This window comes from Microvirga sp. TS319 (assembly GCF_041276405.1).
Taxonomy (GTDB): Bacteria; Pseudomonadota; Alphaproteobacteria; order Rhizobiales; family Beijerinckiaceae; genus Microvirga.
In genome coordinates this window covers 292,860-316,990 of sequence record NZ_JBGGGT010000001.1, presented here as the reverse complement: position 1 = coordinate 316,990, position 24,131 = coordinate 292,860, and the positions used below count along the sequence as shown (strand labels likewise).

General features: G+C 62.2%; 17 protein-coding genes and 3 pseudogenes. 5 read left to right on the top strand and 15 right to left on the bottom strand.

Features of this window, described 5'->3' with window-relative positions:
- Nucleotides 1-68: 68 nt before the first annotated feature.
- The 3 genes and pseudogenes from AB8841_RS01370 to AB8841_RS01360 all read left to right on the top strand — a co-directional run bounded on the left by AB8841_RS01370 (nucleotide 69) and on the right by AB8841_RS01360 (nucleotide 2,135).
- Nucleotides 69-767, top strand: coding sequence for an IS6 family transposase (locus AB8841_RS01370; RefSeq protein ID WP_370434093.1), 699 nt, complete (start codon nucleotides 69-71; stop codon nucleotides 765-767).
- A 54-nt stretch (nucleotides 768-821) separates the two neighbouring features.
- Nucleotides 822-935, top strand: a pseudogene (locus AB8841_RS01365) (IS5/IS1182 family transposase); the annotation flags it as partial.
- A gap of 444 nt (nucleotides 936-1,379) precedes the next feature.
- Nucleotides 1,380-2,135, top strand: a complete 756-nt coding sequence (locus AB8841_RS01360) for a 50S ribosomal protein L11 methyltransferase (RefSeq protein ID WP_370434092.1) — start codon at nucleotides 1,380-1,382, stop codon at nucleotides 2,133-2,135.
- Nucleotides 2,136-2,284: 149 nt separating this feature from the next.
- On the opposite strand, the gene AB8841_RS01355 is transcribed toward AB8841_RS01360, so the two are convergent.
- From AB8841_RS01355 to AB8841_RS01305, 11 genes and pseudogenes are all read right to left on the bottom strand, one after another.
- Nucleotides 2,285-3,115 carry an IS5 family transposase gene (locus AB8841_RS01355; RefSeq protein ID WP_370434091.1) on the bottom strand — a complete coding sequence of 277 codons (831 nt, stop codon included), beginning with the start codon at nucleotides 3,113-3,115 and terminating at the stop codon, nucleotides 2,285-2,287.
- 124 nt (nucleotides 3,116-3,239) lie between these two features.
- Nucleotides 3,240-4,182: pseudogene (locus AB8841_RS01350) on the bottom strand (IS630 family transposase).
- Nucleotides 4,183-4,492: 310 nt separating this feature from the next.
- A complete protein-coding gene (locus AB8841_RS01345) occupies nucleotides 4,493-5,248 on the bottom strand; it encodes an IS6 family transposase (RefSeq protein WP_370434090.1) in 756 nt (251 codons plus the stop codon).
- 61 nt (nucleotides 5,249-5,309) lie between these two features.
- Nucleotides 5,310-6,185: an SMP-30/gluconolactonase/LRE family protein gene (locus AB8841_RS01340; protein ID WP_370434089.1), complete on the bottom strand. Its 876-nt coding sequence runs from the start codon at nucleotides 6,183-6,185 to the stop codon at nucleotides 5,310-5,312.
- Between the two features lie 54 nt (nucleotides 6,186-6,239).
- Nucleotides 6,240-7,118 carry an SMP-30/gluconolactonase/LRE family protein gene (locus AB8841_RS01335; RefSeq protein WP_370434088.1) on the bottom strand — a complete coding sequence of 293 codons (879 nt, stop codon included), beginning with the start codon at nucleotides 7,116-7,118 and terminating at the stop codon, nucleotides 6,240-6,242.
- A gap of 25 nt (nucleotides 7,119-7,143) precedes the next feature.
- Complete coding sequence (locus AB8841_RS01330) at nucleotides 7,144-8,076, bottom strand: 3-keto-5-aminohexanoate cleavage protein (RefSeq protein WP_370434087.1); 933 nt, start codon at nucleotides 8,074-8,076, stop codon at nucleotides 7,144-7,146.
- Nucleotides 8,077-8,106: 30 nt separating this feature from the next.
- Nucleotides 8,107-9,054 (bottom strand): 3-hydroxyacyl-CoA dehydrogenase, encoded by a 948-nt coding sequence (locus AB8841_RS01325; RefSeq protein ID WP_370434086.1) that lies wholly within the window; start codon nucleotides 9,052-9,054, stop codon nucleotides 8,107-8,109.
- A 37-nt stretch (nucleotides 9,055-9,091) separates the two neighbouring features.
- Nucleotides 9,092-9,883 (bottom strand): SDR family oxidoreductase, encoded by a 792-nt coding sequence (locus AB8841_RS01320; RefSeq protein ID WP_370434085.1) that lies wholly within the window; start codon nucleotides 9,881-9,883, stop codon nucleotides 9,092-9,094.
- Nucleotides 9,884-9,897: 14 nt separating this feature from the next.
- Nucleotides 9,898-11,985, bottom strand: a complete 2,088-nt coding sequence (locus tag AB8841_RS01315; RefSeq protein WP_370434084.1) for an ABC transporter permease — start codon at nucleotides 11,983-11,985, stop codon at nucleotides 9,898-9,900.
- On the bottom strand, nucleotides 11,982-13,535 hold the full coding sequence (locus tag AB8841_RS01310; protein WP_370434083.1) for a sugar ABC transporter ATP-binding protein: 1,554 nt from the start codon (nucleotides 13,533-13,535) through the stop codon (nucleotides 11,982-11,984). The genes AB8841_RS01315 and AB8841_RS01310 overlap by 4 nt, the downstream gene beginning before the upstream one ends.
- Before the next feature lie 88 nt (nucleotides 13,536-13,623).
- Nucleotides 13,624-14,754, bottom strand: coding sequence for a sugar ABC transporter substrate-binding protein (locus tag AB8841_RS01305; protein WP_370434082.1), 1,131 nt, complete (start codon nucleotides 14,752-14,754; stop codon nucleotides 13,624-13,626).
- Between the two features lie 192 nt (nucleotides 14,755-14,946).
- Here AB8841_RS01305 and AB8841_RS01300 point away from each other — a divergent pair, with 192 nt between their 5' ends.
- Complete coding sequence (locus tag AB8841_RS01300) at nucleotides 14,947-15,627, top strand: GntR family transcriptional regulator (protein WP_370434081.1); 681 nt, start codon at nucleotides 14,947-14,949, stop codon at nucleotides 15,625-15,627.
- Nucleotides 15,628-16,094: 467 nt separating this feature from the next.
- Here AB8841_RS01300 and AB8841_RS01295 read toward each other — a convergent pair.
- Nucleotides 16,095-17,534, bottom strand: a pseudogene (locus AB8841_RS01295) (IS1182 family transposase).
- 574 nt (nucleotides 17,535-18,108) lie between these two features.
- Here AB8841_RS01295 and AB8841_RS01290 point away from each other — a divergent pair.
- Nucleotides 18,109-18,699 (top strand): TetR/AcrR family transcriptional regulator, encoded by a 591-nt coding sequence (locus AB8841_RS01290; protein ID WP_370434080.1) that lies wholly within the window; start codon nucleotides 18,109-18,111, stop codon nucleotides 18,697-18,699.
- 22 nt (nucleotides 18,700-18,721) lie between these two features.
- On the opposite strand, the gene AB8841_RS01285 is transcribed toward AB8841_RS01290, so the two are convergent.
- The 3 genes from AB8841_RS01285 to AB8841_RS01275 form a co-directional block, all read right to left on the bottom strand.
- A complete protein-coding gene (locus AB8841_RS01285; RefSeq protein WP_370434079.1) occupies nucleotides 18,722-19,192 on the bottom strand; it encodes a hypothetical protein in 471 nt (156 codons plus the stop codon).
- Nucleotides 19,193-19,264: 72 nt separating this feature from the next.
- On the bottom strand, nucleotides 19,265-22,471 hold the full coding sequence (locus AB8841_RS01280) for an efflux RND transporter permease subunit (RefSeq protein WP_370434078.1): 3,207 nt from the start codon (nucleotides 22,469-22,471) through the stop codon (nucleotides 19,265-19,267).
- Nucleotides 22,472-22,501: 30 nt separating this feature from the next.
- Entirely contained in the window at nucleotides 22,502-23,734 is a 1,233-nt protein-coding gene (locus AB8841_RS01275; RefSeq protein WP_370434077.1) for an efflux RND transporter periplasmic adaptor subunit, read from the bottom strand.
- Between the last annotated feature and the right edge of the window lie 397 nt (nucleotides 23,735-24,131).

Below are 24,131 nucleotides of genomic sequence, written 5' to 3'. Positions count from 1 at the left end.
TGGATCTGTTGCAAACCCTTCAGTAACGCAGTTCGGTCTACGCCTTCGGCACGTTCCGGAGGTACATAATGTTCAAAGGCCGCCATTTCGATTGTTCGGTGATCCTGCTGTGCGTCCGCTGGTATCTGGCCTACAATCTCAGCCTGCGGAATCTTGAGGAGATGATGAACGAGCGCGGCATCTCCGTTGACCACACAACCATTCATCGCTGGACTGTCCACTATGCTCCGCTCCTGCTCGAGCAATTCAATCGCCGCAAGCGACCCGTTGGCCGGAAATGGCATATCGACGAAACTTACATCAAAGTCCGCGGGCAGTGGAAATATCTCTACCGGGCCATCGACAGCAACGGCGATACGGTCGAGTTCTGGTTCAGCGAGCGGCGTAATCTGGCTGCTGCCAAGCGGTTCCTGCGCAAGGCGCTGAAGCGACATGGCCGTCCGGAGCGGATCGTGATCGACGGCAGCCAGACGAACCGAGAAGCGATCCTCTCCTGCGATACTGCCGATCGGCTCCAGGTTAGAGCGCGGCGTGATGTGAAGCCCATTCGCATCCGGCAAAGTGCCTACTTAAACAATCGGATCGAGCAGGATCATCGGGCGATCAAGCGACGGATCCGGACGACGCTCGGGTTCAAGTCCATCAACAGCGCTCGTGTGATCTTGGGCGGGATTGAAATGGTTCACATGATGCGGAAAGGACAGGCGAAGTACACCTGCAATTCAAATCTATCGCTTGCAGAGCAGTTCGAGCGGCTCGCCGCATGAACTCGCCACAAACGCGCGATCCTTTCTCGTCTCTGTTCCGGATTTGCGACAGAACCCGCCCTACGCTCGCGGATGGCCCGGCGTCGTAGGACAGAAGTCGCCATCGCCGTCACGGTCTTGAACCGCATGCTCGAGCTTGGACGCCCGAAGTCCGTCCGCACTGCTTAACGAAAGCCATCGAGTGGGCTGAGTGCGGTTCCCAGCAGATCTGTGCAACACGGTTATTGCCACGGAGAAAGGCCGCTCGGGGCAACGGTTGCGGTCGAAGCTGGGGCATCTCCTCTCAAAGCCGGGTGGAATGCCATGGCACGCCCCGGGTCTGGATCCAAGCCCGCAGCTTGAACACCGACCCCGCCTTAAACGCTCCAACCCATTCACCAGCAGCATCGGAACCATCGCAAGCTCAGTGGAAATCTGAATATAACCAGACGGCAGGAGCGATGATCCGCGGTGGGAACCGGTGGCGCTTGTGGCTGACGGGCTTGGTCATGCCGCCACTCTTAAGCCACAGGCCTCGGGTTAATAATTACCGTGACATCACCCGAGAGAAGATGAACTTCCTGGACTTTCGGCTGTTTTCTGCTATGGCGCAACGGCAATTGATGGACAGCAGTGGATAAGCTGATCGACACTCTTTCGCTCGTGAGTGAGTCCAACCGCCCGGGTGCCGAGCAAGGTTTCGCACGGCGGTTTCTCCGCCGCGCCATTCATCTCCTTGCCTACCGTTTCGTGTTCGAGTGGCGCAGGACGAGGACCGTGCGCGCAGCTGGCTTTCGCCTTATTGTCTATCCGACCGTGTTCCACCCGCGCTGGTTTCTATCGAGTAAGTTCTTTGCAACCTTTATCGGTCGGCTTGATCTCTCCGGCAAGCACATTGCGGATGTAGGTACGGGATCCGGAGTTCTGGCACTCGCGGCTGCCCGAGCTGGCGCAGTTAGCGTCTTGGCTATCGACGTCAATCCGAAGGCCGTACAATCCGTGACCGAGAACGCACCGGCGAACGGCCTCGGGGACCGTGTGGAAGCCGTATGCTCTGATTTGTTCGCGGCGGTTCCGGAGTACCGGCGGTTCGATATCATTCTGTTCAGTCCGCCCTCGTTCCCAGACGAGCCTCGTGACATAGCCGACCGGGCTTGGCACGCCGGCCCCGGGTATCGGGATATCCTGCCGGTTTTTGAGCAGGCACGTGCAAGAATTGCGCCAGGTGGCTCCTTCTATATCCTCCTGTCGTCGGATTCTGACCTGACCTTGATGAGCGCCGCGATCGAGAGGGCAGGCTTTCACGCTCGTCTCGTCGCCAGGGCTTCGATTCTGATCGAGGCCTTCCTTTTGTATGAGCTGCGCGTGTCGGAATTTGAAAGCCGGTAGTTTGCCAATGCACCAAGCCTTGACAGTGCGTGCATTGAGCCATCAAATCCAAGCCCAATCCAGCTACTATAAGCAACCACTCTTACGGCTAAGGTGAATGCTGGATTTGCTTCGGATTAGTGGAGAGCGACTTAGAGGCTGGTGAGCAATTATCTTTCCTTTCGCGTGAGCCGGCGCAGCAGGATGCGGCTCATGGCGAGATAGAGCAGCATTTCGCCGGTCTCGATCAGGCGTTCGTAGTCCTTGGCGAGCCGTCGACTGGTGGTAAGCCACGCCAGTGTTCGCTCAACCACCCACCTTCGTGCGAGCACCTGAAAGCCACTCGGCCGCGTCGGCGGCTCTGCATCAATCCGTGTCCAGACGCCGCCGCTCCACCAGTGTTGCGGGATCGACAGCTTCCAGCCGAGTGCTCGGCGCAGCCAGTCCTTCAATCCGCGATAAGCCGTGTCAGCCCACATCCGCTCGATGGCTGGAAAGAGTTGCTGCAGACCTGCCAACAGCATCTCAGCTCCGGCGCGGTCATGGATGTCGGCCGGATGGACTTTGGTCTTCAGCAGCGTGCCTTGCGTGTCGACCAGCAAATGACGCTTGCGGCCCTTGACCTTTTTGCCGCCATCGTACCCCCGTGGGCCGCCCATCTCAGTGGTTTTAACTGATTGGCTGTCGATGATCGCTGCTGTCGGCTGAGCAGCCCGCCCGATCGCGCGGCGATACCTCTCCCGCAGAACCTGGGTCACGTGCTCCCAGGTGCCATCCTCGCGCCACTGCGCATAGTGGTAGAAGACGGCACCACGCGGCGGATACTCGTGCGGCAGCAGCCGCCATTGTGCGCCAGTGCGTAGCAGGTAAAAGATCGCATCGACGATGCGCCGTAACGGATAGGTCTGCGGTCGTCCGGCCGGATGGCTGCGGGGAACGAGGGGCTCGAGCAACGCCCATTCGGCATCGGTGAGGTCGCTGGCGTAGAGACAGGCATCCATGGCGGGGCTCCCAGACCGTCACACAGCCCGCATCCGCAGCAGCAGCCAGCTCCAAACCTATGTTGAATCAAGTACTTAGATTGAGCAATAAAATTGCTCACCAGCCTCTTAGAGCCATTTCCGCTTACTCCGGTTCATATCCAGCGGCCCTGAAGTAGTTGGCACATTCCTCGGGCGAGAACTCGTCCAGCAACTCGCCGATGGTCTGCCAGAGTGTTTCTTTCGTCCGGGCGGCTGCCTTGCGTAGCAGGGCCTTGAGCTTGGCAAAGGCATTCTCAATCGGGTTGAAGTCGGGCGAATACGGCGGCAGGCGCATCAGCCTGGCGCCGGTCGCCTCAACAAGCTCTCGCACGGCCGCACTTCTGTGGGGCGGCAGGTTGTCCAAAATCACCACGTCGCCCGGTCGGAGGGTCGGCACCAGGATCTGCTCGACGTAAGCTGCAAACTACGGGCCGGTCATCGGCCCGTCCAGCACCATCGGGGCGGAGAACCCGCTCAGGCGCAGGCCGGCCACAAAGGTGGTGGTCTTCCAGTGTCCGTGCGGAAGGCCGACCCGCAAACGCTGCCCCCGTGCGCAACGGCCATACAGGCGCGCCATCTTGGTCGAGGCGCTGGTCTCGTCGATGAACACCAGCCGGTCCGGATCGAGATCCAGTTGCCCGTCAAACCAAGCCTCCCGCGCGGCTCTGACGTCAGGCCGGTCGCGCTCGCAGGCGTGCGCGGTTTTTTTTGACGGTGATCGCCCGCGCGTGGAAGAAGCGCCAGAGCGTGCCGATGCCAGCCGAGACGCCGCGCTCCTCCCTTAAGCGGGCCTGCATCTCGTGAAGACTGATATGCGAGGAGGCGTCAATCAGCTCCACCAGAAAGGCCGCATGCGCATCGAGCTTGGAGCCTCTGGGCTGTCCCTGCCGGCGGGCCGCCACCTCGCCGGATCGAGCGCGGCGCACCCACAGAATGGCCGTTGAGGCGCCAACGCCATAGCGGGCGGCGGCCTGCCGCACCGAGACGCCACCCAGGGCCGTCTTGATCACCCGATCCCGTAGATCCTGACTGTAAGCACGTGCCATGCCGGGCCTCCATGTCTGGAAGCCAGCAAGCCACATCAGAGCTCAGGGCGGAATCCCTCTGACTCGAAATAGCCGGAAATGGCTCTCGCAGCTATCGGGCCGGCTTTTCGAACTGAACCGGACTGACATAACCCGGTTCTGTTGCAGCGTTGAAGCTTGCTCTGCCTAAGCTACGACACGAGGGTATTGCGAGGGGCTGGTGTGAAGCGAAATAACAAGAACCTGTTCAAGGGTCGGCAGTTCAGGCGGAGATCATCCTCTAGGCGGTCCGCTGGTATCTACAATTTCCGATCAGCTATCGCGGGCACCGTCAAGTTATTGACGACGGATACGCCGATCCTGGTTCGAGGCTGGACCAGGCAACCGTCGCGGCACCGGTTATCTCGGTCCAGGCCTGGAACGCCCGAGCGCGGGACTGGCGATGATCAGCGGCATTGGTGTTTGCGGGACGGAGGAAAAGGTTTGCCACCTGGTCATGAACCGAGAGGAAACGCTGCGCCTGCCTGGCTGATTTGAAGCGCTTCATGATGCGTTCGCGTCGCCGGGTCGACTGGTGAGAATTCTCCGCCCGATTGTTGAGCCTCTTGTGCTGACGGTGTTCGACAGCCGGCATGATTTCGCGCTTGGCTGCTCCACAGCTGGGTAGCTTGTCCGTGATCATCACACGCGGTGACCGGCACTGCCGCTTCAGCGGTTTGCGCAGCAAACGCTTTGCCGCTTTCGCATCGCGACGGCTCTGGACCAGGACATCGAGCACAACTCCGTTCTGATCCACTGCGCGCCAGAGCCATTGCTTCTTGCCCGCGATGCCGATCGCGACCTCATCAAGGTGCCATTTGTCTGCAGTTGCCGGAAGACGCCGGCGAATTTGGGTGGCAAAGCTCTGGCCGAACTTCAATGCCCATTGCCGGACCGTCTCATGGCTGACCTTGATGCCTCTGGCGGCCAGCATTTCCTCGCCCATGCGCAGGCTGAGCGGAAACCGGAAGTAAAGCCAAATGGCATGGCTGATCACCTCAGCCGGGAAGCGGTGACGGGCATCTCGAGCATGGCGGGTCGGTTTCATGCCCTCGCCTATGCCAGCATCCCGTCACCCACAGGTTAACCTGACAGTGCCCGCCATGGCGTCATCCAGCGAAGCGCGGCTCTGGCACGCCCCGGATGCCGAGGTCATAAATTGCAAAAAGGCTGCCGCGTTGAACACCGTCCCCGGGGAAGCGCGGCAACGGCGGCTTGGCCATGGAGGTGACGAAGAGAATGTCGAGGTTCGGTCCGCCGAACATCACACTGGTCACCTTCTTGACCGGCATGTCGATCACCCGGTCGATCGTCCCATCCGGGGTGTAGCGTACGACCTTGCCGTCATAGACCTGGGCATTCCAGAGGAACCCCTCCTCGTCGACCGTGGATCCATCGGCTGCGCCGCCACGTGAGGTGTCGACGGTGGTGAAGGTTCGCCGATTGGATACGGCGCCGGTCTCGTGGTCATAATCGTAGGCCCAGATCTCGCCCGACCACGTATCGGCGAAATAGAAGATCCGCCCATCCGGGCTCCAGCATGGTCCGTTGGACACGACAATGCCGTCGTCGAGCATGTGCAAAGAGAGATCCGGATCGAGACGGTAGAGGGCGCCATTCGGCCCTTCCTCCATGGTGTCCATGGAACCCGCGACGAAACGCCCGCGCTTGTCCACCTTGCCATCGTTGATGCGGTTGCCGGGCTTGCCCGGCTCCGGGTCGATGATCAGCTGTGTTTCGCCCGTTTTGAAATCGAGGAAATGGAAGCCGTTCGCCAGTGAAACGACCGCACCACCCTGCTTCCGCAAGGCCATCGACCCGATCTTGGCGGGCACATCCCAGGCCCGCACCTCACCTCCGTCTGCCGTACAGCGGAACACGCTGCAGCCGAAACTGTCGATGAAATAGAGTCGTTCTTCATCGACGTCCCAGAGGGGTCCCTCGCCGAGGATCGTCTTGACGTCGATCAGCACCTCGATACGCATGTGTCCCTTCTCCTCCCTCGTCTTGTCCCGCCGGCGCCGGGGCCTCTCCGCTGATCAGCCCCTGAACCGCGGTTCGGGCAGGCCCTGAACCCCGAGCCCGTGCACGGCAAACAATCCGCCTGCCTCGCGTTCCTTCGGGGCAACGCCCTTCACGGAGCGGGCCATCGATGTGACGTAGGCGACGTCGAGATCCGGCCCTCCGAAGGTCAGGCTGGTGGCGCTTTCGACCGGGAGGCCGACCACGCGATCGAGCCTGCCATCGGGCGCAAAGCGGGCGAGTTTGCCCTCATAGACGGAAACGCTCCACACGAAGCCCTCGGCATCCACGGTGGCGCCGTCCGGAAGCCCTCTCAGCCCGCAGGCCGGAAATGAGCAGAAGATCCGCCGCCTCGTCGCGGCTCCGGTAGCCGGGTCGTAGTCGTAGGCCCAGATGCCCCTCGTGTAGGTGTCCGCGAAGTAGAACGTGCGTCCGTCGGGGCTCCAGCATGGCCCGTTCGAGCACACGATGCCCTCGTCGATCCTTGCGACAGAGCCATCCGGATCAAGCCGGAAGACAGAACAGACCGGATCGCTCTCGTCGTAATCCATGTAGCCCGCAACGAAGCGGCCTTGGCGGTCGACCTTGCCGTCGTTCATGCGGATCCGAGGCTTGCCCGGATCGGGGTCGGCGAGCTTGCGGCAGGCGCCGGTCTCGAAATCCAGGCGGTAGAAGCCGTCGCGCAGCGCCACGATGGCACCGCCGCTCTCGCACAGGGCAAGGGAACCGATGTGCTCCGGAACCTCCCAGGAACGTGGCAAGCCGCCCTGGGCATCGCAGGAATGGACCTTCGCGCCCAAGCTGTCGATCCAATAGAGTCGCTGTTCGGCCACGTCCCACAGGGGGCCCTCCCCGAGTTCCGCGCGGGCGTCGATGAGAAGCTCGATGTGCAGCATGATCGGCGTTCCATTCCCGCTCTGACTAGAAGGCGACCTTGTCGGCTCCCTTAAGGTGCAAGATCTCACGGGCCTCGTCGGGAGAGGCCACGGACAGGCCGAGGCCCTCGATGATCTGCCGGACGGCCCGAACTTGTTCGGCGCTCGATTGAGCCAATCGTCCCGGGCCGGCCCAAAGGGAATCCTCCAGCCCCACGCGCACGTTGCCTCCCATGGCCGCCGCCTGCGCCGCGATCGGGAGCTGGCTGCGACCGGCGCCCAGCACCGACCATGTGTATCGGTCGCCGAACAGCCGGTCGGCGGCTCGCTTCATGTGCATGACGTCCTCCGGATGCGTCCCGATTCCTCCCAGGATGCCGAACACGGTCTGCACGAAGAGCGGTGGCTGGACGAGGCCGCGCTCAAGAAAGTGAGCGAGGTTATAGAGGTGGCCGGTATCGTAGCATTCGAATTCGAAGCGCGTACCGCCGTCGCTCAAGGTCTGCAGGACGAACTCGATATCTTTGAAGGTATTGCGGAAGATCAGATCCTTGGAATTTTCCAGAGCCTGCTCCTCCCAGTCGTGCTGGAACGTCTTGAACCGGTTCAGCATGGGGAACAGGCCGAAGTTCATCGAGCCCATATTGAGCGAGGCGACTTCAGGCCTGAAGACCTCGGCGGGCTTCACACGTTCCTGCACGGTCATATAGGGTGCCCCGCCCGTCGTGAGATTGATGACGGCATTCGTGGCCTGCTTGATGCGCGGCAGAAAGCGGGCGAATGCGTCCGGGGTCTGATCGGGCTTGCCGGTCTGAGGGTCCCGCGCGTGCAGATGCACGATGGCGGCCCCTGCCTCTGCCGCGCCGATGGCGGCGTCGGCAATCTCCTCGGGCGTAACCGGCAGGTGCGGCGACATCGAAGGGGTGTGTATCGCGCCGGTCACGGCGCATGTGATGATGACCTTCCTGTTCGACACCATGGCGTCTCGCCTCCTCTGCTGTTTCCGGGTTCAGCGCCCGATCTCTCTGTCGGCGCGACGCTTGTGGGCCGCCAATGCGATCAGCCTGCGATCGCGCCAGTTCTGCCGCTCGGCCAGCCTGTCGGCCGGCAGCTGGCGACGCCGCTCCGCCTCGATGTCTTCCATGACCGGACCCGTCCAATCGGCACGCCATTGAGCACTCGGGAAGATGCGGGCGTAGATCTGCTGATATCGCTCGGCATAATCGCGGATGCCCCCTGGCGCATTGAGGTCGATCGTTTCGAACGGCCCGATGAACGACCAGCGGAGCGCGAGGCCTTCGCGCAGGCCGATGTCGATGTCTTCGACGCTGGCATAGCCCTCGGCGACGAGCCGGAAAGCCTCCTCCAGCAGCGCCCCTTGCATGCGGTTCATGACGAAGCCGTCGATTTCGCGCTTCATCACGATCGGCGAATGGCCGGCGGTGCGCAGAAACGCTGCTGTGCGCTCCACCACGGCCGGATCCGTCCAGGGCGCGGGGACAAGTTCTGCAGCCGGGATCAGATAGGGCGGATTGATCGGATGCACGACGAGGCAGCGCGCGCGCCCCTTCAGATCCATCGTGAAGGCCGAAGGCAAGATCGCCGATGTCGAACTCGCCAACACAGTGTCGGGGCCTGCTGCCGCGTCGAGGCAGCCGAAGACGTTGCGCTTGATCTCGACGTCCTCCGGCGTGTTCTCCTGTACGTGCACCGCGCCCGCGACAGCCTCCTCCAGGGTTGTCGCGGATTGCATGCGCGCCCGCACATCGGTCGCGGACGCCCCCTCCAGAAGATCGTTCGCCTCCAGGTCGGGCAGGATCGTCTCGATATAGGCCAAAGCCCTGCCGGGTGCGTCCCGTTCCTCGTCCCACAAGACAACGTCGTGGCCGGCGCGGGCATAGCTGATGGCCCACGCCCGCCCGATGAACCCCGACCCGATGACGGCGACTCTGCTCATGGTAAGCTCCCTCGATGGTCTAGCCTCTCTCCACGCATCAGAGGCTCTCGACGTTGCCGTCGACTCCAAGCGATTGACCCGAGATGTTCCGCCCCGCGGCCGAAAGGAGGAAGGCTACCGTGGAGGCCACGTCGCCAGTCGTGACCATCCGGCGCAGCGAGATGCGCTCGAGGTAGGTCTTCTCCATCTCGGCATAGCCGACGCCGGTCTGCTTCGCGCGGGCCTCGATGACACCCTCCATGCGCGGCCCTTCGACGATGCCGGGAAGGATCGCATTGACGCGGATGTTCGCGGGTCCGAGCTCCTTGGCAAGGCTCTGGGTGAATCCGATCACGCCCCACTTGGCGGCCGAGTAAGGCGTGCGGAACGCGTAGCCGAACCGTCCAGCCGCCGAGGACAGATTGATGATCGCTCCTCCTCCGGCGGCTCTGATCAGGGGCACGGCATGGTGCGCGCACAGGAACTGCCCGGTGAGGCAGACGTCGAGCGTGTGGCGCCACTCGGCGGGCGCGATCTGCTCGACGCCTCCCGTCGGCCCGGCGATGCCGGCGTTATTGATCAGGGCATCGAGGCCGCCGAGAGCGGCTTTGAGATCGGCGAACAGGTGCTCGACATCGGCTTCTGACGAGACGTCGGCTGTGGTTGCCCCGGCTTGGGGATGCGCCGCCCTGAAGTCCTCCAGAAAGGTGTCGGACACATCGCAAATGTGCACTCTGGCTCCGTGGACGATCAGGAGCTCGCTGATCGCGCGGCCGATGCCGGATGCACCCGCCGTGACGAGAACCCGGAGCCCGGGCTGGATCGCGAAGGTGTCGGGAGCTTGCGGCATGGGGCACTCCGGTGTCAGGGCCGCCGTTCACGCAACGCCATCACGGCGGCGAGAACGACCAAGCCGAAGAGGATGGCTCGGGTGGCATACGGAAGGGTTGTTCCGGCCAGAAGAGTCTGCAGACTCGTCAACAGGAGCACGCCGCCGAACATGCCGAGGTAATGGCCCCGGCCGCCGGTGATGAGCGCACCGCCGATGACCACGACAGCGATGGAAGGCAGAAGGTATTCGTCTCCCATGCCGAGGCTGGCCTGACCGGAAAACCCCGTCAGCAGGACGCCGACAATGGCGGAGCACAGGCCGGACAGCATGTAGACGCCGATCAATGTCCGCCCCACGGGCACTCCCGACAGGGCGGCCACGCGTTCGCCGTTGCCGACGGCATAGATCCGGCGTCCGAAGACGGTTCGTCCCAGGAGCATCACGGCGATCACGACGAACAGGAGCACGAAGAGCACCACCGGAGTGACGAGGAACTCCCGGTCCGTCATGAGGCGGCGAAGCAGAGGAGACGAGAAGCCGGCCGGCGTCCCATTGGAATAGACCAGCGCCGCGCCCTGCAGGATCCCGTTGACGGCCAGCGTCATCACGATCGGAGAGATCCCGAGAAAGACGATGCCGGTGCCGTTGATGAAGCCGACCACGAGCCCGATCGCCAGGACCGCCGGCAGGGCGTAAATGAGAGCCGCATCGGATCCCTTCACGAGCCCGGCAAGGAGGATGCCGCATAAGCCGATGGTCCAGGGCAGCGACAGGTCGAGCCCGCCGGTGAGGATCACGGCCCCCTGCCCGAGGGCCATCACGGTCAGGAAGGACGAGAGAACGATCAGCGAATTGAAGTAGGACCAACTTGTCAGCGCGTGGCCGAGGGTGAACTGCGTCACCAGGACCACGACGACGAAGCAGATGTAAGCCGGAAGCGCGAAACGCAGGGTCTCGCGGTTGCGAACGAGGACCCCCGGCATCTCCGCTGGTGTCCGCTCTGCCGTGAATCCGGCGTCAGGAAGGCGCAGGAACTGTGGCCGATGGCTGCGCTGTTCGGGCAACAGGTTCCGCCGGCGGGCCTGGATCCGGAGGATAAGGAGCCGGATATGCTTGCTCAGTCGCGACGTGCGGCCGAGGGATCCGGCGAGCACGGCTAGGATCAGGATCATCCCCTCGGCAACAGTCGAATAATAGGCCGAGACATTGAGGACCAGGAGGATGTTGACGACCATCATCAGGATGTACGCGCCGAACACGGTCCCGAGCGGACCGCCCCGTCCGCCCCCGAGTACGGTCCCGCCCACAACGACGGCAGCAAACATCTGCAGGAGCATCGGATTGCCGACAAGCGGATCGCCCGATCCGGTCTGGGCGCTGATGAAGGTTCCCGCGAGCCCATAGCACCCGCCGCCGATGACGTAGACCGCAAACTGGACGAAGCGCGTCGATACGCCGGCCGCGCGAGCCGAGTCCAAGTCGCTGCCGATTGCGTAGATGGCCGTCCCGAAACGAGTGCGCTTCAGCCATGTCCAAAGCGCCAGCACGATCAGAATGAGCAGGATCGGTTTCGGCAAGGCGTTCGGAACGGCATCCCCCATCAGGAAATCGCTCAGGCCCGGAGAAACCATGCCACCTGGCTTCTCCATGATCAGGAGCGTGATGCCCTGGACGATGAACATGGTCGAGAGGGTGACCACGATCGGCTGCATTTGCAGCACGGCAACGAAGAAGCCGTTGAATGCCCCCGAGATCAGGCCGATTCCGACGCCGACCGCGATGATGAGCGAGGGCGAAGTGGTCGCATCCTGAAAGAACGACGCCAGAACCGCGTTGACGAGGGAGATCACCGCGCCTGCAGACAGATCGAACCCGCCCGACAGGATCACGATCGTCTGGCCGATGGCGGCGAGCGCAAGAGTCGCGCCGCTCGTGGCCATTTGGGAGAGATCGTAGTAGGACAGGCTCACGGACCCGATACTGGATACGGCTGCCAGCAGCAGAAGGAATACGGCAATCGCGATCAGTAGCCCGCGGGACCGAACGATGCGCCGCGGCATGCTCAGCGAGGCGGCCGATGAAGCCAGAGGGAACCGTGACGTTTCGGATACCGAGCTCACGCCGCCTTCTCCGGTTGATGCTCTGTGCCGAGCGCAGCGCGTAGGATTTCCTCTTCGGTGAGGTGGTCCCCCGCAATCTCGGCCGCCACCCGGCCACCGTAGAAGACGATGACCCGGTCCGAGAGGTGGACGAGTTCGGGGATCTCCGTCGAGTGGAACAGCACCGCCCCGCCGGCATCGGCATAGGCCCGAATGAGACGATACAGTTCGTTCTTGGTGCCGACGTCGATTCCGCGTGTGGGATCGAACAGCAGCAGGACGCGGCTCTCGGCGATAAGCCACTTGGCGATCGCGATCTTCTGCTGGTTGCCTCCCGAGAAGGCGCTCACGCGCGTCCACAGAGCCCGGCCATCCACCTCGACCTGTTGGAAGACACGCGACACTGCCTCGGTCTCGGCTTTGCGATCGATCAGTACGCCGTGGACGAAGCGGTCTATCACCGGCAGAGAGGCATTGTGCTTGCCGGTGAGCTTGAGAAACAGGGCCTCCGTCTTGCGATCTTCGGGCACGAGGCTGATACCGATATTGGCCTTCACCGCATCGGCGGGCGACGTGAGAACGATCGGCTTAGCATCCACGCGCAGGGTGCCACCGGACAGATCGGCCATGCCGAAGCAGGCCAGGAAGAAATCGAGCTGTCCCATGCCCTGCAGGCCGGCAACGCCCAGAATCTCACCGGAGCGAAGGCTGAACGAGGCCTGCCGCAGCTTGCCGGTCGTGGCAAGTTGATCGGCCCCGAGAACCTCCGGGCCGAAGCGCTGCGTTCGTGCGGGCCGCGGCGGGAAGGCATGCGAGAGTGAGCGTCCGGCGATCATGCGGATCACTTCGCCGTCATCGAACGAAGAGATGGATCCGGTTGCGATGTGACGTCCGTTGCGGAGCACCGTCATGGTATCGCAAAAGGCGCGTACCTCGCGCAGCCGGTGAGAAATGAACACGATGGTGACGCCCTTGCGTCGAAGATCGGCGATGATATTGCCGAGCCAGTCCACGTCACGTCCGGAAAGGGTGGACGTCGGCTCATCGAGAAGCAGAACGCGCGGCCTGCGGAAGATGGCGCGTGCGATCTCGATCTTCTGTTGGACGGCGAGGTCGAGTTGCCCCACCTCCTCGTCGAGATGAATGGCGGTGAGGCCCAGGGCTTCGAAATGGGCCGCGACGAGTTCGTGCGCCCTCCGTCGGCGGATCATCCCGGACGGCCCGACGGGTCCGTACGGCAGAAGCATGTTGTCGAGAACGGTGAGGTCGTCGACGAGGGTCATCTCCTGAAAGGCGGTCTGGATGCCATGGCGGTGGGCCGCGCGCGGTGTTGCCAGGCGGATCGTCTCACCGAAGATCCGGAACTCTCCCGTATCCGGGAGAACGAGCCCCGACAGCAGTTTCACAAGGGTCGATTTGCCGGCTCCATTCTCGCCGAGAAGGGCATGGACGCTGCCCTCCGCGATCGTGAAGGAAACATCGTCGACCGCCACCGTGGCGCCGTAGGCCTTCCGGATGTGCTCGATGGAAATTGCCGGGCGGACCGCCGGCATCGGAGCGGTCTCAGACATGATGCACCTGTGGCAACGGGGCGCTCGTCCAGAATGAAGGGCGGTGCGCCCGGAGCGCACCGCCGGCTGCTGATCGGCCGGGCGTCGGTTAAGGTTCCGGCTGGCCCACGAGGGCGGCCTGCAATCCGATCTCAGGCGTTTCCGGCGAGTAGATCGAGGCGAACCAGCCTGGATTGGGCACCAGGGCCGGTGGGAAGGCATTGCAGCCTTGGCTCATCTCCGCCCAGCTGCCTTCCTTGCAGTACTTGATCGTCTCGTTGGTCACGAGCGGCAGGGGGAGCGTGATCTTCTTGGGAATCTCCTTGCCCTCGAGCTTTTGCAAGGCAAGCTTCAGGGCATAGCCGCCCGCATAAGGGGGCGAAGCGTATGAGATCCGCGGCGCACCCATTGGCGCATAGGTGCCGTTAGCGCCCTCCACATCGGAGTTTGCGGGCAGCATCTGAATGCGACCGCCATTGGACCCTTCGCCGGCGCAGGGCTTCAGCTGGTCGGGCTTCTTTCCGGCTTCGATCTGCATCGTGTTGGCGGTATAGCACCCGACCTGCATCCATAGGCCATCGATCTGGTCCCAGTTCCGCGTGGCAAGGATCTTGGAGAGTTCCGTCCGGGCCACCGCCTGGCTCCACATGCCGACCGCCTCGGCCACGACCTTGATGTCCGGATACTTGGCCAGTACCTCCTTGGCGGCCTTCGTGCGCAGGGTGTCGACCGAAGTACCCGGCACGCCGGTTACCATAAGGATGTTGCCCTTACCGTTCAGCTTTTTCGCGAGCCATTCGGCCGTCACGCGCCCGGCCTCCTCCTGGTCGATTGCGACATTGTAGGCGCAGGGTTCCGTGATTTCGGCGTCGTAGGCAATGATCATCACGCCTTTCTCGCAGGCGTTCTTCACGGCGGAGTTCAGGGCGGTTGGAGAGATCGGATAGACGATAATCGCCTGAGCGCCCTGCTGGACCATCGCATTGATTTGCTGGATCTGGCGCTGCGCATTCGGGCCTGCGACCTGTACCTGGAGGTCGACCTTGTCGACGAAGTCCTTGTGGGCCGCCATGGCCTTGACCATGTTCGCGGCCTCGGCCTGCCAGTCGTTGCCGATGTAGCTCATCGACAGGAAGATCTTTTTCTTCTCCGCCGCGATCGCGCGGTCGGACGTTGCGGTTACAAGCCCAAGCATCGCCAAACAGACCGCCATCGAAGCCTTGATAGGGAAATGCGTCATGTCTCCCTCCTCTGGAACGGCGATCCCGGTGCCCGGCATTGCCGCGGGTTACCTCGTGTGCCGGACCTCCTTAGCTTTCGGGCCCGTTCCTTTTGATCATAGATCATTGATCCAAAATGTGGCAAGCTATTCCAACTCGACGTGGTCCCCCTCGCGACTATGGGGTAGCCGAGTTCCACTTAGGGAGTAGGAATGAGCGACCCTGGCGCAAAACCATTGACCCTGCCGGTGATGCCCGTCAAACGCGGGACGCTCCAGGACGAGATTTACCGGCGTGTCTGCGACCTCATCCTCGACGGAGAGATTGCTCCTGGCCAACTTGTGACGATCCAAGGCTTGGCCGATGCGTTCGGGGTGAGCGCAATGCCGGTGCGGGAGGCTCTTCAGCGGCTCACGACAGCCAAAGCCCTCACGGTGATCAGCGGACGTTCAATCGGGATTCCGAAACTGTCGCTGGACCTCCTGACCGACTTGCGGCGCGTACGGCTCGAGGTAGAAACTCTGGCGGCCGTCTGGGCTCTCGCTTGTTTGACATCGGACGATATCGCCCGGCTCGATCACCTGGTGATCCTGATGGACGGCGCCATCGCCGACGGCGACGTGAAGCGGTATCTGCACGGAAACCGGGAGTTCCACTTCAAGATCTACTCAGCCTCCGGCTCTGAAGTGCTTCTGGGCCTCATCGAAACGCTCTGGCTCCGGATCAGCCCGTTTTTCAACCTGCTTCACGAGGCGGGAAACTATGGCGTTGCGAATGCCGCACATAAACAGATCCTGCAGGCATTGAGGGTAGGTGACCCCAAAGCACTTGAGCGGGGAATCCGAAGCGATATCGGGAATGCTGCCGAGGTGCTCGAGAGGATGCTCAAGTAATATTTTGCAACGATGGGCAGGCGCCGCCCCCTTCTCGCGGATCCTGGCTCCGGACGACGGAACGGTTCCACAGTAGTTGGGGAAAGCTAGCGCATTTGACCTCCTGCCGGTGGCCTGCAGGCAAATCAGCAACGCCTTCGACCGGGCTAGACATTAAGAGAAAAAGCCTAGGTTTCCAGGTTGGAATGCGGCTGACTAAGGTTTTGTCGAGGCATGTTACCGAACGGCAACGGGGCTTGTTCGGGGGCGGACCTGCTGTCCCCCTCCTTGGAGCAGGGTCAGGAATGGGTCTTGGTCGTGTCAAAACGCTTTGGCAGAGGTCGGGTAGCGGCTTTCCACGCTCCAAAGCCCTTCAACATCATTAGTAAGCACGACTTGGTTGATCATCGGCGGTCTGGGGCTCCCATCGCCTCTGAGGCGAGCCTTGGACGCCTCAGAGGCGTGGTGGCACGAGCAAAGCCCGCCTCCTATGCTCTGAGGGCGGTCATCAACGGCTGGATGCCCAGGATGTTCAGCACTCGGGTGAGATTGTAGGCGACCACATGCAGCGCCAACTCGCCCCTCACCTTCGGCAGTCGCTTCAGCAGGAAGTGCGTCGCACCCATGCGCAGCTTGATCGTGCCGAACGGATGCTCGACCACCTCGCGCCGCTGGCGCATGGCCCCTGGGTTCAGATCCAGCCGGCGCTGCACCGCCTCCAACACATCCTCGTGCTCCCAGCACACAATCCGGCGCTCTTTCGCTGTCGTGCAGCGGCTCTTGATCGGGCAGGTGTGACAGGCGGTGGTTCAGTAGCGCCGCAGCGTCAGCCCCCGCTCGACGTTGCTGTAGTAGTACCTGAGCGTCTCGCCGGCCGGGCAGCGGTAGGCGTCCTCGTCGGGCAGATAGACGAAGTCCTGCTTGCCAAACCGGCCATCCGCTTTCGAGCCGGAGGTCATCGGCTTCGGCAAGGTGACGGTCACTCCCGCCTGGTCGCAGGCCAGGATCTCCTCACTGTCCCAGTAGCCGCGATCAGCGACCGCTTCGAGCGTCTCCACCTCCAGAACAGCCTTGGCTTCCTTGCTCATCGCGGAAAGCTGAGCACGGTCGCAGCCATCGTTGGTCACCTCATGCGCCACGATGAGATGGTGCTCAGTCTCGACCGCCACCTGCACATTGTAGCCCACCACTCCGGAGCCGCGCCCGCCGGTCGCCATCGAGCGGGCATCCGGATCCGTCAGTGAGATCTGCTGGTCGGGAGAGGCCAGCACCTGCGCCTCCACCTCGGCCAGACGCTGCATCTCCTGCTCGAGCCTGGCAATCTTCTCTTTGAGCCGGGTGGTCCTGGCCGCCAGGGCCTCTGTCGGTTCATGCCGATCCGCCGTGTCGAGTTGCCGAAGATAGCGCCCAACGCTCTCATCGATCTGAGCCCGGCGGCGCTCGACCTTCGCCCGCGTGAAGTTCTTATCGCGATTGTTGACCGCCTTGAACTTGGAGCCGTCGATGGCCACGCTGGCGGCGTTCAGAAGTCCCAGCTTACGGCAGAGGGTGACGAACTGGGCACAGACCTGACGGATGGCGCGGCCATTGTCCTTGCGGAAGTTGGCAATGGTCTTGTGATCCGGCATCAGGCGGCCGGTCAGCCACATCAGCTCGACATTGCGACTGGCCTCGCGTTCCAAGCGCCGGCTCGACTGCACCCGGTTGAGGTAGCCGTAGATGTAGAGCTTGAGCAGGATAGCGGGATGGTATGACGGGCGTCCTGTGGCGTCGGGTACGACGCCGGCAAAGCCAAGCGCCCTCAGATCGAGCGCCTCGACAAAAGCGTCGATGACGCGGACTGGGTTGTTCTCATCAACCCAGTCGTCCAGGCTTTCGGGAAACAGGGTGGTCTGGCTGCGATCCACGCCTTCAACAAAGCGTCTCATCGGATCTCCCAAACAAGGCTGGGCTGTCCTACCACCGTGTGCCTTGTCCCGCCGCCAGCGTTTTTACACAACCGGGGTCAAAAATTCACGTTCCGGCCGCTTAACGAACGTCGGCACTTGAGTATCGAAGCGGACCAACGGGGTACGTCTCAGGAGTGCCAGTGGCTAACCTTCGAGACCCTCAAGCGAATTCAATTCATCGCTGCCTTCCAGGAGGAGAGATTCCGCCCAAGTCCTCGCGATTCACCATTTCGCCCGCTCAAGCAGGTTGATCTCGACGTGGTGGCCTTTGGCCGGCGATTCTGTGCGCCCCACAATGGCCGACGATATCCGCATAGGCCGTTGCGGGGAAATGCCCGACCTCTCGCGCAGCACTCGTGCAGCCCTCAACCTGACTTTAGGCAGCGAAGGTCACGGCGACCGGAAAACAGTCGCCATGCTTGACAGAACCCTTAAAACTTACCCGGATAAGATCTTGAAATCTCCGAAGAAATGTTTACTATACTGATTGGTATATTATGCAGCCGTAACGTCCGTGATCTAACCGCCGTTCCGGCAGCAGGGTGAGAGAACCATGGGCCGCCATCGCGAATTCGATCCTGACGAGGCATTACACATCGCGCTTCAGGTGTTTCGCCGTCGAGGCTACGAGGGCACCTCCATCTCCGACCTGACGGAGGCCATGGGCATCACTCGCCCCAGTCTCTATGCCGCGTTCGGCAACAAGGAGGATCTCTTCCGCCGGACCCTCGATCTCTATGAACGCCAGCACCTGTGCTTCGCGCACGAAGCCCTTCAGGCGTCGACGGCTCGGGAGGCGGTCGAGCGGCTTCTGCGCGGCTATGTCGACGTCCTGACCGACCCCATGAGCCCTCCCGGCTGTCTCGGCGTGAATGGGGCCGTCGCCTGCAGCGAGGCGAGCGAGCCCATCCGCGAGGAGCTCATCGCCCGTCGGATGGTCAATGAGAATAATCTGCGTGACCGGCTGGAGACTGCCCGCTCCGAGGGCGATTTTCCCGGCGATGAGGATCCCGCCGACTGGGCCCGCTATGTCGTGTCGATCGGCCTCGGGATGGCGGTCAGAGCCGCATCGGGGGCCTCCCGCGAGGAGCTCCACCGTGTGGTCGACGTCTCTATGCGAAGTTGGCCAACTGTCTCGCGCTGAAGGCTGGATCGCTCCCTATTCCTCAATTTGATGGTTTGTTGACGTCAGCGACCGTTAGGGTGATCGGAATAACGACGGCTCCAAAGTTCACAGTCGCCTCGATCGCTCCACCAGGCTGAAGGTTCTTGGCCAGCCCGTCGACCTCGATCCAGAGTGCCTCTCCATCCACTGAAAGGACCTCCCCCGGAGCGACCGGAATCGAGTCCAGGATTGTCGTGCCCCCGTTGCCGAGAGAGGCGACAATCGAGGACTGCCGGGCATCGGCAATCGTTATCCCTCCGAACGAAACCCGCTCCGCACTCCGGTTTTCCAGCAAGAACGTAATCTGCGTCTGGCCGCCCGTCTTCGCCGGCGAGACACGCACGTCGCTTAGAACAACCTCGTTCGTGATCCGGTAATCCTCCTCTGCCCTCACATCTTCCGAAAGTATGCTTGTGGCGAGAGACAATACGGAAACGACAACAAGTCGAAGGTTTCTCCAAGACCGATCCATAGAACGTGCCCAATTTTGCTTTGGCAGAAGGCATCGAGGGACGCCGCCTGAGACAGCGTCCCTCGCCCTCGTTCAGTTCACCAATTCCTCCACGGGGAGCGCCTTTGTGTCCGAATCCGAGACTGCCGGCTCAGAGTGATGCTGAAGGCGGCGGTTCCCCGTCAATCGGCGGACGAGGGCGTAGAAGACCGGTGTGAAGAACAGACCGAATGCCGTCACGCCGATCATGCCGGCGAACACCGCCACACCCATGGCAGCCCGCATCTCGGCTCCCGCTCCGGTCGAAACCACCAACGGCACGACGCCCATGATGAAGGCGAGTGAGGTCATCAGGATCGGCCGCAGGCGCAGGCGGCTGGCCTCAATTGCCGCTTCAACAGGGGTGCGCCCCTCGAACTCGAGTTCACGGGCGAACTCCACAATCAGGATCGCGTTCTTGGCCGACAGGCCGACCAGGACGATGAGCCCGATCTGGGTGAATACATTGTTGTCGCCCGCCGTCAGCCACACGCCGGCCAAGGCCGCAAGCAACGCCAGCGGCACGATCAGGATGATCGCCACCGGAAGCATCAGGCTCTCGTACTGCGCCGCGAGGACCAGGAAGACGAGCAGAATGGCAATGGGGAAGACCAGAATGCCGGAATTGCCGGCCAGGATCTCCTGATAGGTCAACTCGGTCCACTCGGCCCTGAAACCTTTTGGCAGGGTCTCGGCCACGATCTGTTCGATGGCTGCCTGAGCCTGACCCGACGAATACCCCGGAGCCGCCTGTCCGTTGACGTCGGCTGAGAGGAAGCCGTTGTATCGCATCGCGCGCTCCGGCCCTACGCTCGACCGGATGTTCAACAGGGCCGTCAGCGGAACCATCTCGCCCGAACTCGAACGCACCTTCAGGAAGCCTATATCGTCCGCGCGGGCCCGGAACGGAGCATCCGCCTGAACCCGCACCGAGTAGGTCCGCCCAAATTTGTTGAAGTCGTTCACGTAGACTGAACCGAGATAGATCTGAAGAGTGCTGAACACATCCGAGATCGCAACGCCGAGCTGGCGCACCTTGGCCCGATCAATATCCGCGTAGAGCTGAGGGACATTGATCGAATAGCTCGAGAACAATCCCGCAAGCTCGGGCGCCGTCGAGGCCTTGGCCAGGAAGTCCTTCGTGGCCCGGTCGAGCGCTTCGTAGCCGAGGCCGGCCTGGTCCTCGATCTGCAGCTTGAATCCACCGATCGTGCCCAGCCCCTGCACCGGCGGAGGAGGAAAGATGGCAGTCACAGCCTCTGTGATGGCAGCGAACTTCTGGTTCAGCTGACCTGCGATCGCTCCGGCACTCAGGCTCGGATCCCGACGATCCTCGAAGGGTGCAAGGGTCAGAAACACAATGCCGGCATTCGAGCTGTTGGTGAAGCCGTTGATCGACAGGCCCGGGAACGCAACAGCGTGCTCGACGCCTGGTTGCTTCAGAGCGATGTCGGTCATCTGCCTGATGACGTTCTCGGTCCGGTCGAGGGTCGCAGCATCCGGCAGTTGAGCGAAGCCGACCAGATACTGCTTGTCCTGCCCTGGAACGAAGCCGCCGGGGACCGTCTTGAACAGGATGCCCGTCGCTCCCAGCAAAGCGACATACACGAAGAGCATCAGGGTCTTCGTCGCGATCGCCCGCCTCACGCCAGTGCCATAGGCATCCGCTCCCCGATGGAACGCCGCGTTGAAGCGGCGGAACAGCCAGCCGAACAGCGCGTCCATCATCCGGGTCAGCCGGTCCTTCGGCGCATGGTGATCGCGAAGGAGAAGGGCCGCTAAGGCAGGCGACAGGGTTAGCGAATTGATCGCCGAGATCACCGTTGAGATGGCGATGGTGACGGCGAACTGCTTGTAGAACTGCCCTGTCAGGCCGCTGATGAACGCAAGCGGGATGAAGACTGCCACCAGCACCAATGCGATGGCAATGATCGGTCCGGAGACCTCCCGCATAGCCTGGTAGGTCGCCTGACGAGGGCTCAACCCCTTCTCGATGTTCCGCTCCACGTTCTCGACGACCACAATGGCGTCGTCGACCACGATGCCGATGGCCAGCACCAACCCGAACAGGCTCAGGGCATTGATGGAGAAGCCCAGGACCTGCAGCACAGCGAACGTGCCGACGATCGAGACCGGAACCGCCGCAAGAGGAATGATGGACGCCCGCCAGGTCTGCAGGAACAGGATCACCACGAGCACCACCAGAAGCACGGCCTCAAGCAGCGTATCGACCACTGCGTCGATCGAGGCGCGCACGAACTGCGTCGTGTCGTAGACGATCTGGAAGTCGATGCCTTCGGGCATGTTAGCCTTGATGTCTGCCATCTCGGCGCGAACCTTGTCGGCGATCTCGATGGCGTTCGACCCCGGTGCCTGGAGGATCGGAATGGCGACTGCCGGCTTGTTGTTCAGAAGAGACCTCAGGGCGTAGTCGGCCGCGCCCAGTTCAAGGCGGGCGACGTCGCGCAGGCGGGTGATCTCCCCGTTCTTCCCGGTCTTGACGATGATCTCGCCGAACTGCTCCTCATCCTGGAGACGCCCCTGCGCGTTGATCGACAATTGATGATCGACTCCCGGCAGGCCAGGCGAAGCGCCGACGACGCCTGCGGCCGCCTGTACGTTCTGGGCGCGGATCTCGTTGACCACATCGCTTGCGGAGAGGCCGTGCTCGGCGATCTTCTGAGGGTCGAGCCAGACGCGCATCGAATATTCGCCCGATCCGAACAACTGGACCTGACCTACGCCCTGGATCCGGGCAAGCCGGTCCTTGACGTTGAGTGCCGCGTAGTTGCGCAGATAAGTGACGTCGTAGCGGCTGTCGGGCGAGAGCAGGTGAACCACCATCATCAGGTCTGGCGAACTCTTGACGGTCGTCACGCCCAGACGCCGCACTTCCTCGGGCAATCGAGGCTCAGCCTGCGAGACCCGGTTCTGCACGAGCTGCTGCGCCTTGTCGGGATCGGTACCGAGGGCGAAGGTCACGGTAAGCGTCAGCACGCCGTCGGTGGTCGCTTGGCTGCTCATGTAGAGCATGTCCTCGACCCCGTTGACGGCCTCCTCGATCGGGGCCGCCACGGTCTCGGAGATGACCTTCGGATTCGCGCCCGGATATTGCGCGCGGACGACCACCTGGGGCGGCACAACCTCGGGATATTCCGAGACCGGCAGAACCCGCAATGCGAGCAGCCCGACCACGAAGATGAGCACGGATAGAACCCCGGCAAAGATCGGGCGGTTGATAAAGAAACGGGAGATGTTCATGGCACTGGCCCTTGAGCCCTTGGATTGCGATCAATTCGCCGCGGAAGCGGGGGAGCTCCGCGTCTGGAGTGCGGCCGATGTCTCGGGCCCTTCGGTTTGCGGAGCGATCAGGGTGCCCGGGCGGACCTTTTGAAGGCCTTCGATGACGATCCGTTCGCCTGGGTTGAGGCCGCTGGTGACAATCCGCCCCCCGTCCACTGCAGCTCCGAGTTTGATCTCGCGGTAATTCGCCTTGGAGGCCGGATCGACGACAAGCACGTACTTCTTGTCTTGGTCGACTCCAATGGCCTTTTCGGGCACGACCAGCGCGGGCGTCGTCTTGGCCTGGCCCAGTCGGATGCGCGCGAACTGGCCCGGCATCAGGCGGTCGCTGTTGTTTTCGAACACCGCACGCACGCGAACCGTACCGCTGGCGCTATTAACCGTATGATCGATGAGCTGCAGCTTGCCACGTACGATCTCGGTGTCTGGGCCTACGCGCATCTCGACAGGGATACGGGCGAGATGATCGCGCCGGTCGCCTCCGGTCGGCAGCGTCTCGAGAGCCCGCTGTACAGCCCGCTCATCCGCATCGAAGTTGACGTAGATCGGGTTGGTCGAAACGATTGTCGTCAGAACCGGCGCGCTGGATCCGCCATTGACGAGGTTGCCTGCGGTCACCTCGATCTTCCCCACCCGCCCCGAGATCGGTGCGCGCACCTCGGTGTAGGACAGGTTGAGGCGTACAGCCTTGGCGACGGCATTGGCGGCACTCACGTTGGCCTCAGCCTCACGGACATTGTTCAATCGTGTGTCGAGGTCCCGTTGGGCGATGGTCTGGTTGGCGGTCATTCTCTGGCCACGCTCCAGCTCAGCGCGGGCGAAGACAAGATTGGCCTCGGCCGCGCTGAGCTGGGCCTCTGCTTTCTCGACCTCTGCAAGGTAAGGCGCAGGATCGATGGTGAAGAGCAGGTCGCCTTTCCTGACCAGCGATCCCTCGCGAAAATGGATCGACTCAATGGCGCCGGGAATCCGGGGACGCAGGTCGACCCGCTCGATTGCCTCAAGGCGGCCCGAGAACTCCTCCCACAACGAAACATCGCGACTGTCGATGGCGGCGACGGTCGCGGGCGTGGCGGGCGGCGTCGGCCCTGTGTCACTGCCCTGGGTAGCCGTGCTGCCGAGCATAGACCAGAGTGCGACGCCGCCCAGGATCACGCTTACCGTGCCGAGGGAGGTCAGGAGTCGGGTTGTGGAAACACTTATCATGGTGAAGTCGCTCACTCAGAGGTTCATCCAGCATCCGAAGCATGCGGGATTCGTACTGATCGGTATAATACCGACTGGTACACTTTGAAAGAGACGACCTGGATATTTTTATATCGATTGGTATGCAAAAGAGCGCTGAAGGTCCTGCCGCAGCGACACCGATGTGCGCTGGCGCACACGCTGCCTCACTATCTGCACTCTTTGACACCCAGTAACGAAGGCAACCCGCCTAATAGGAAATTCCATGATTCGTAGCGCCGGCACTCCAAGGTTCAGCAGTGTGCGCTAGGAGACCGTTCATCACACCCTGCTCAGCACGCGAAGAGACCCTCATCCTTCTAAACAGGGCTTGGTTCACCGACGATTATTATGACTAGTGCAGAGCGCGCCTAAGGTGCACTTACCTTTCTCT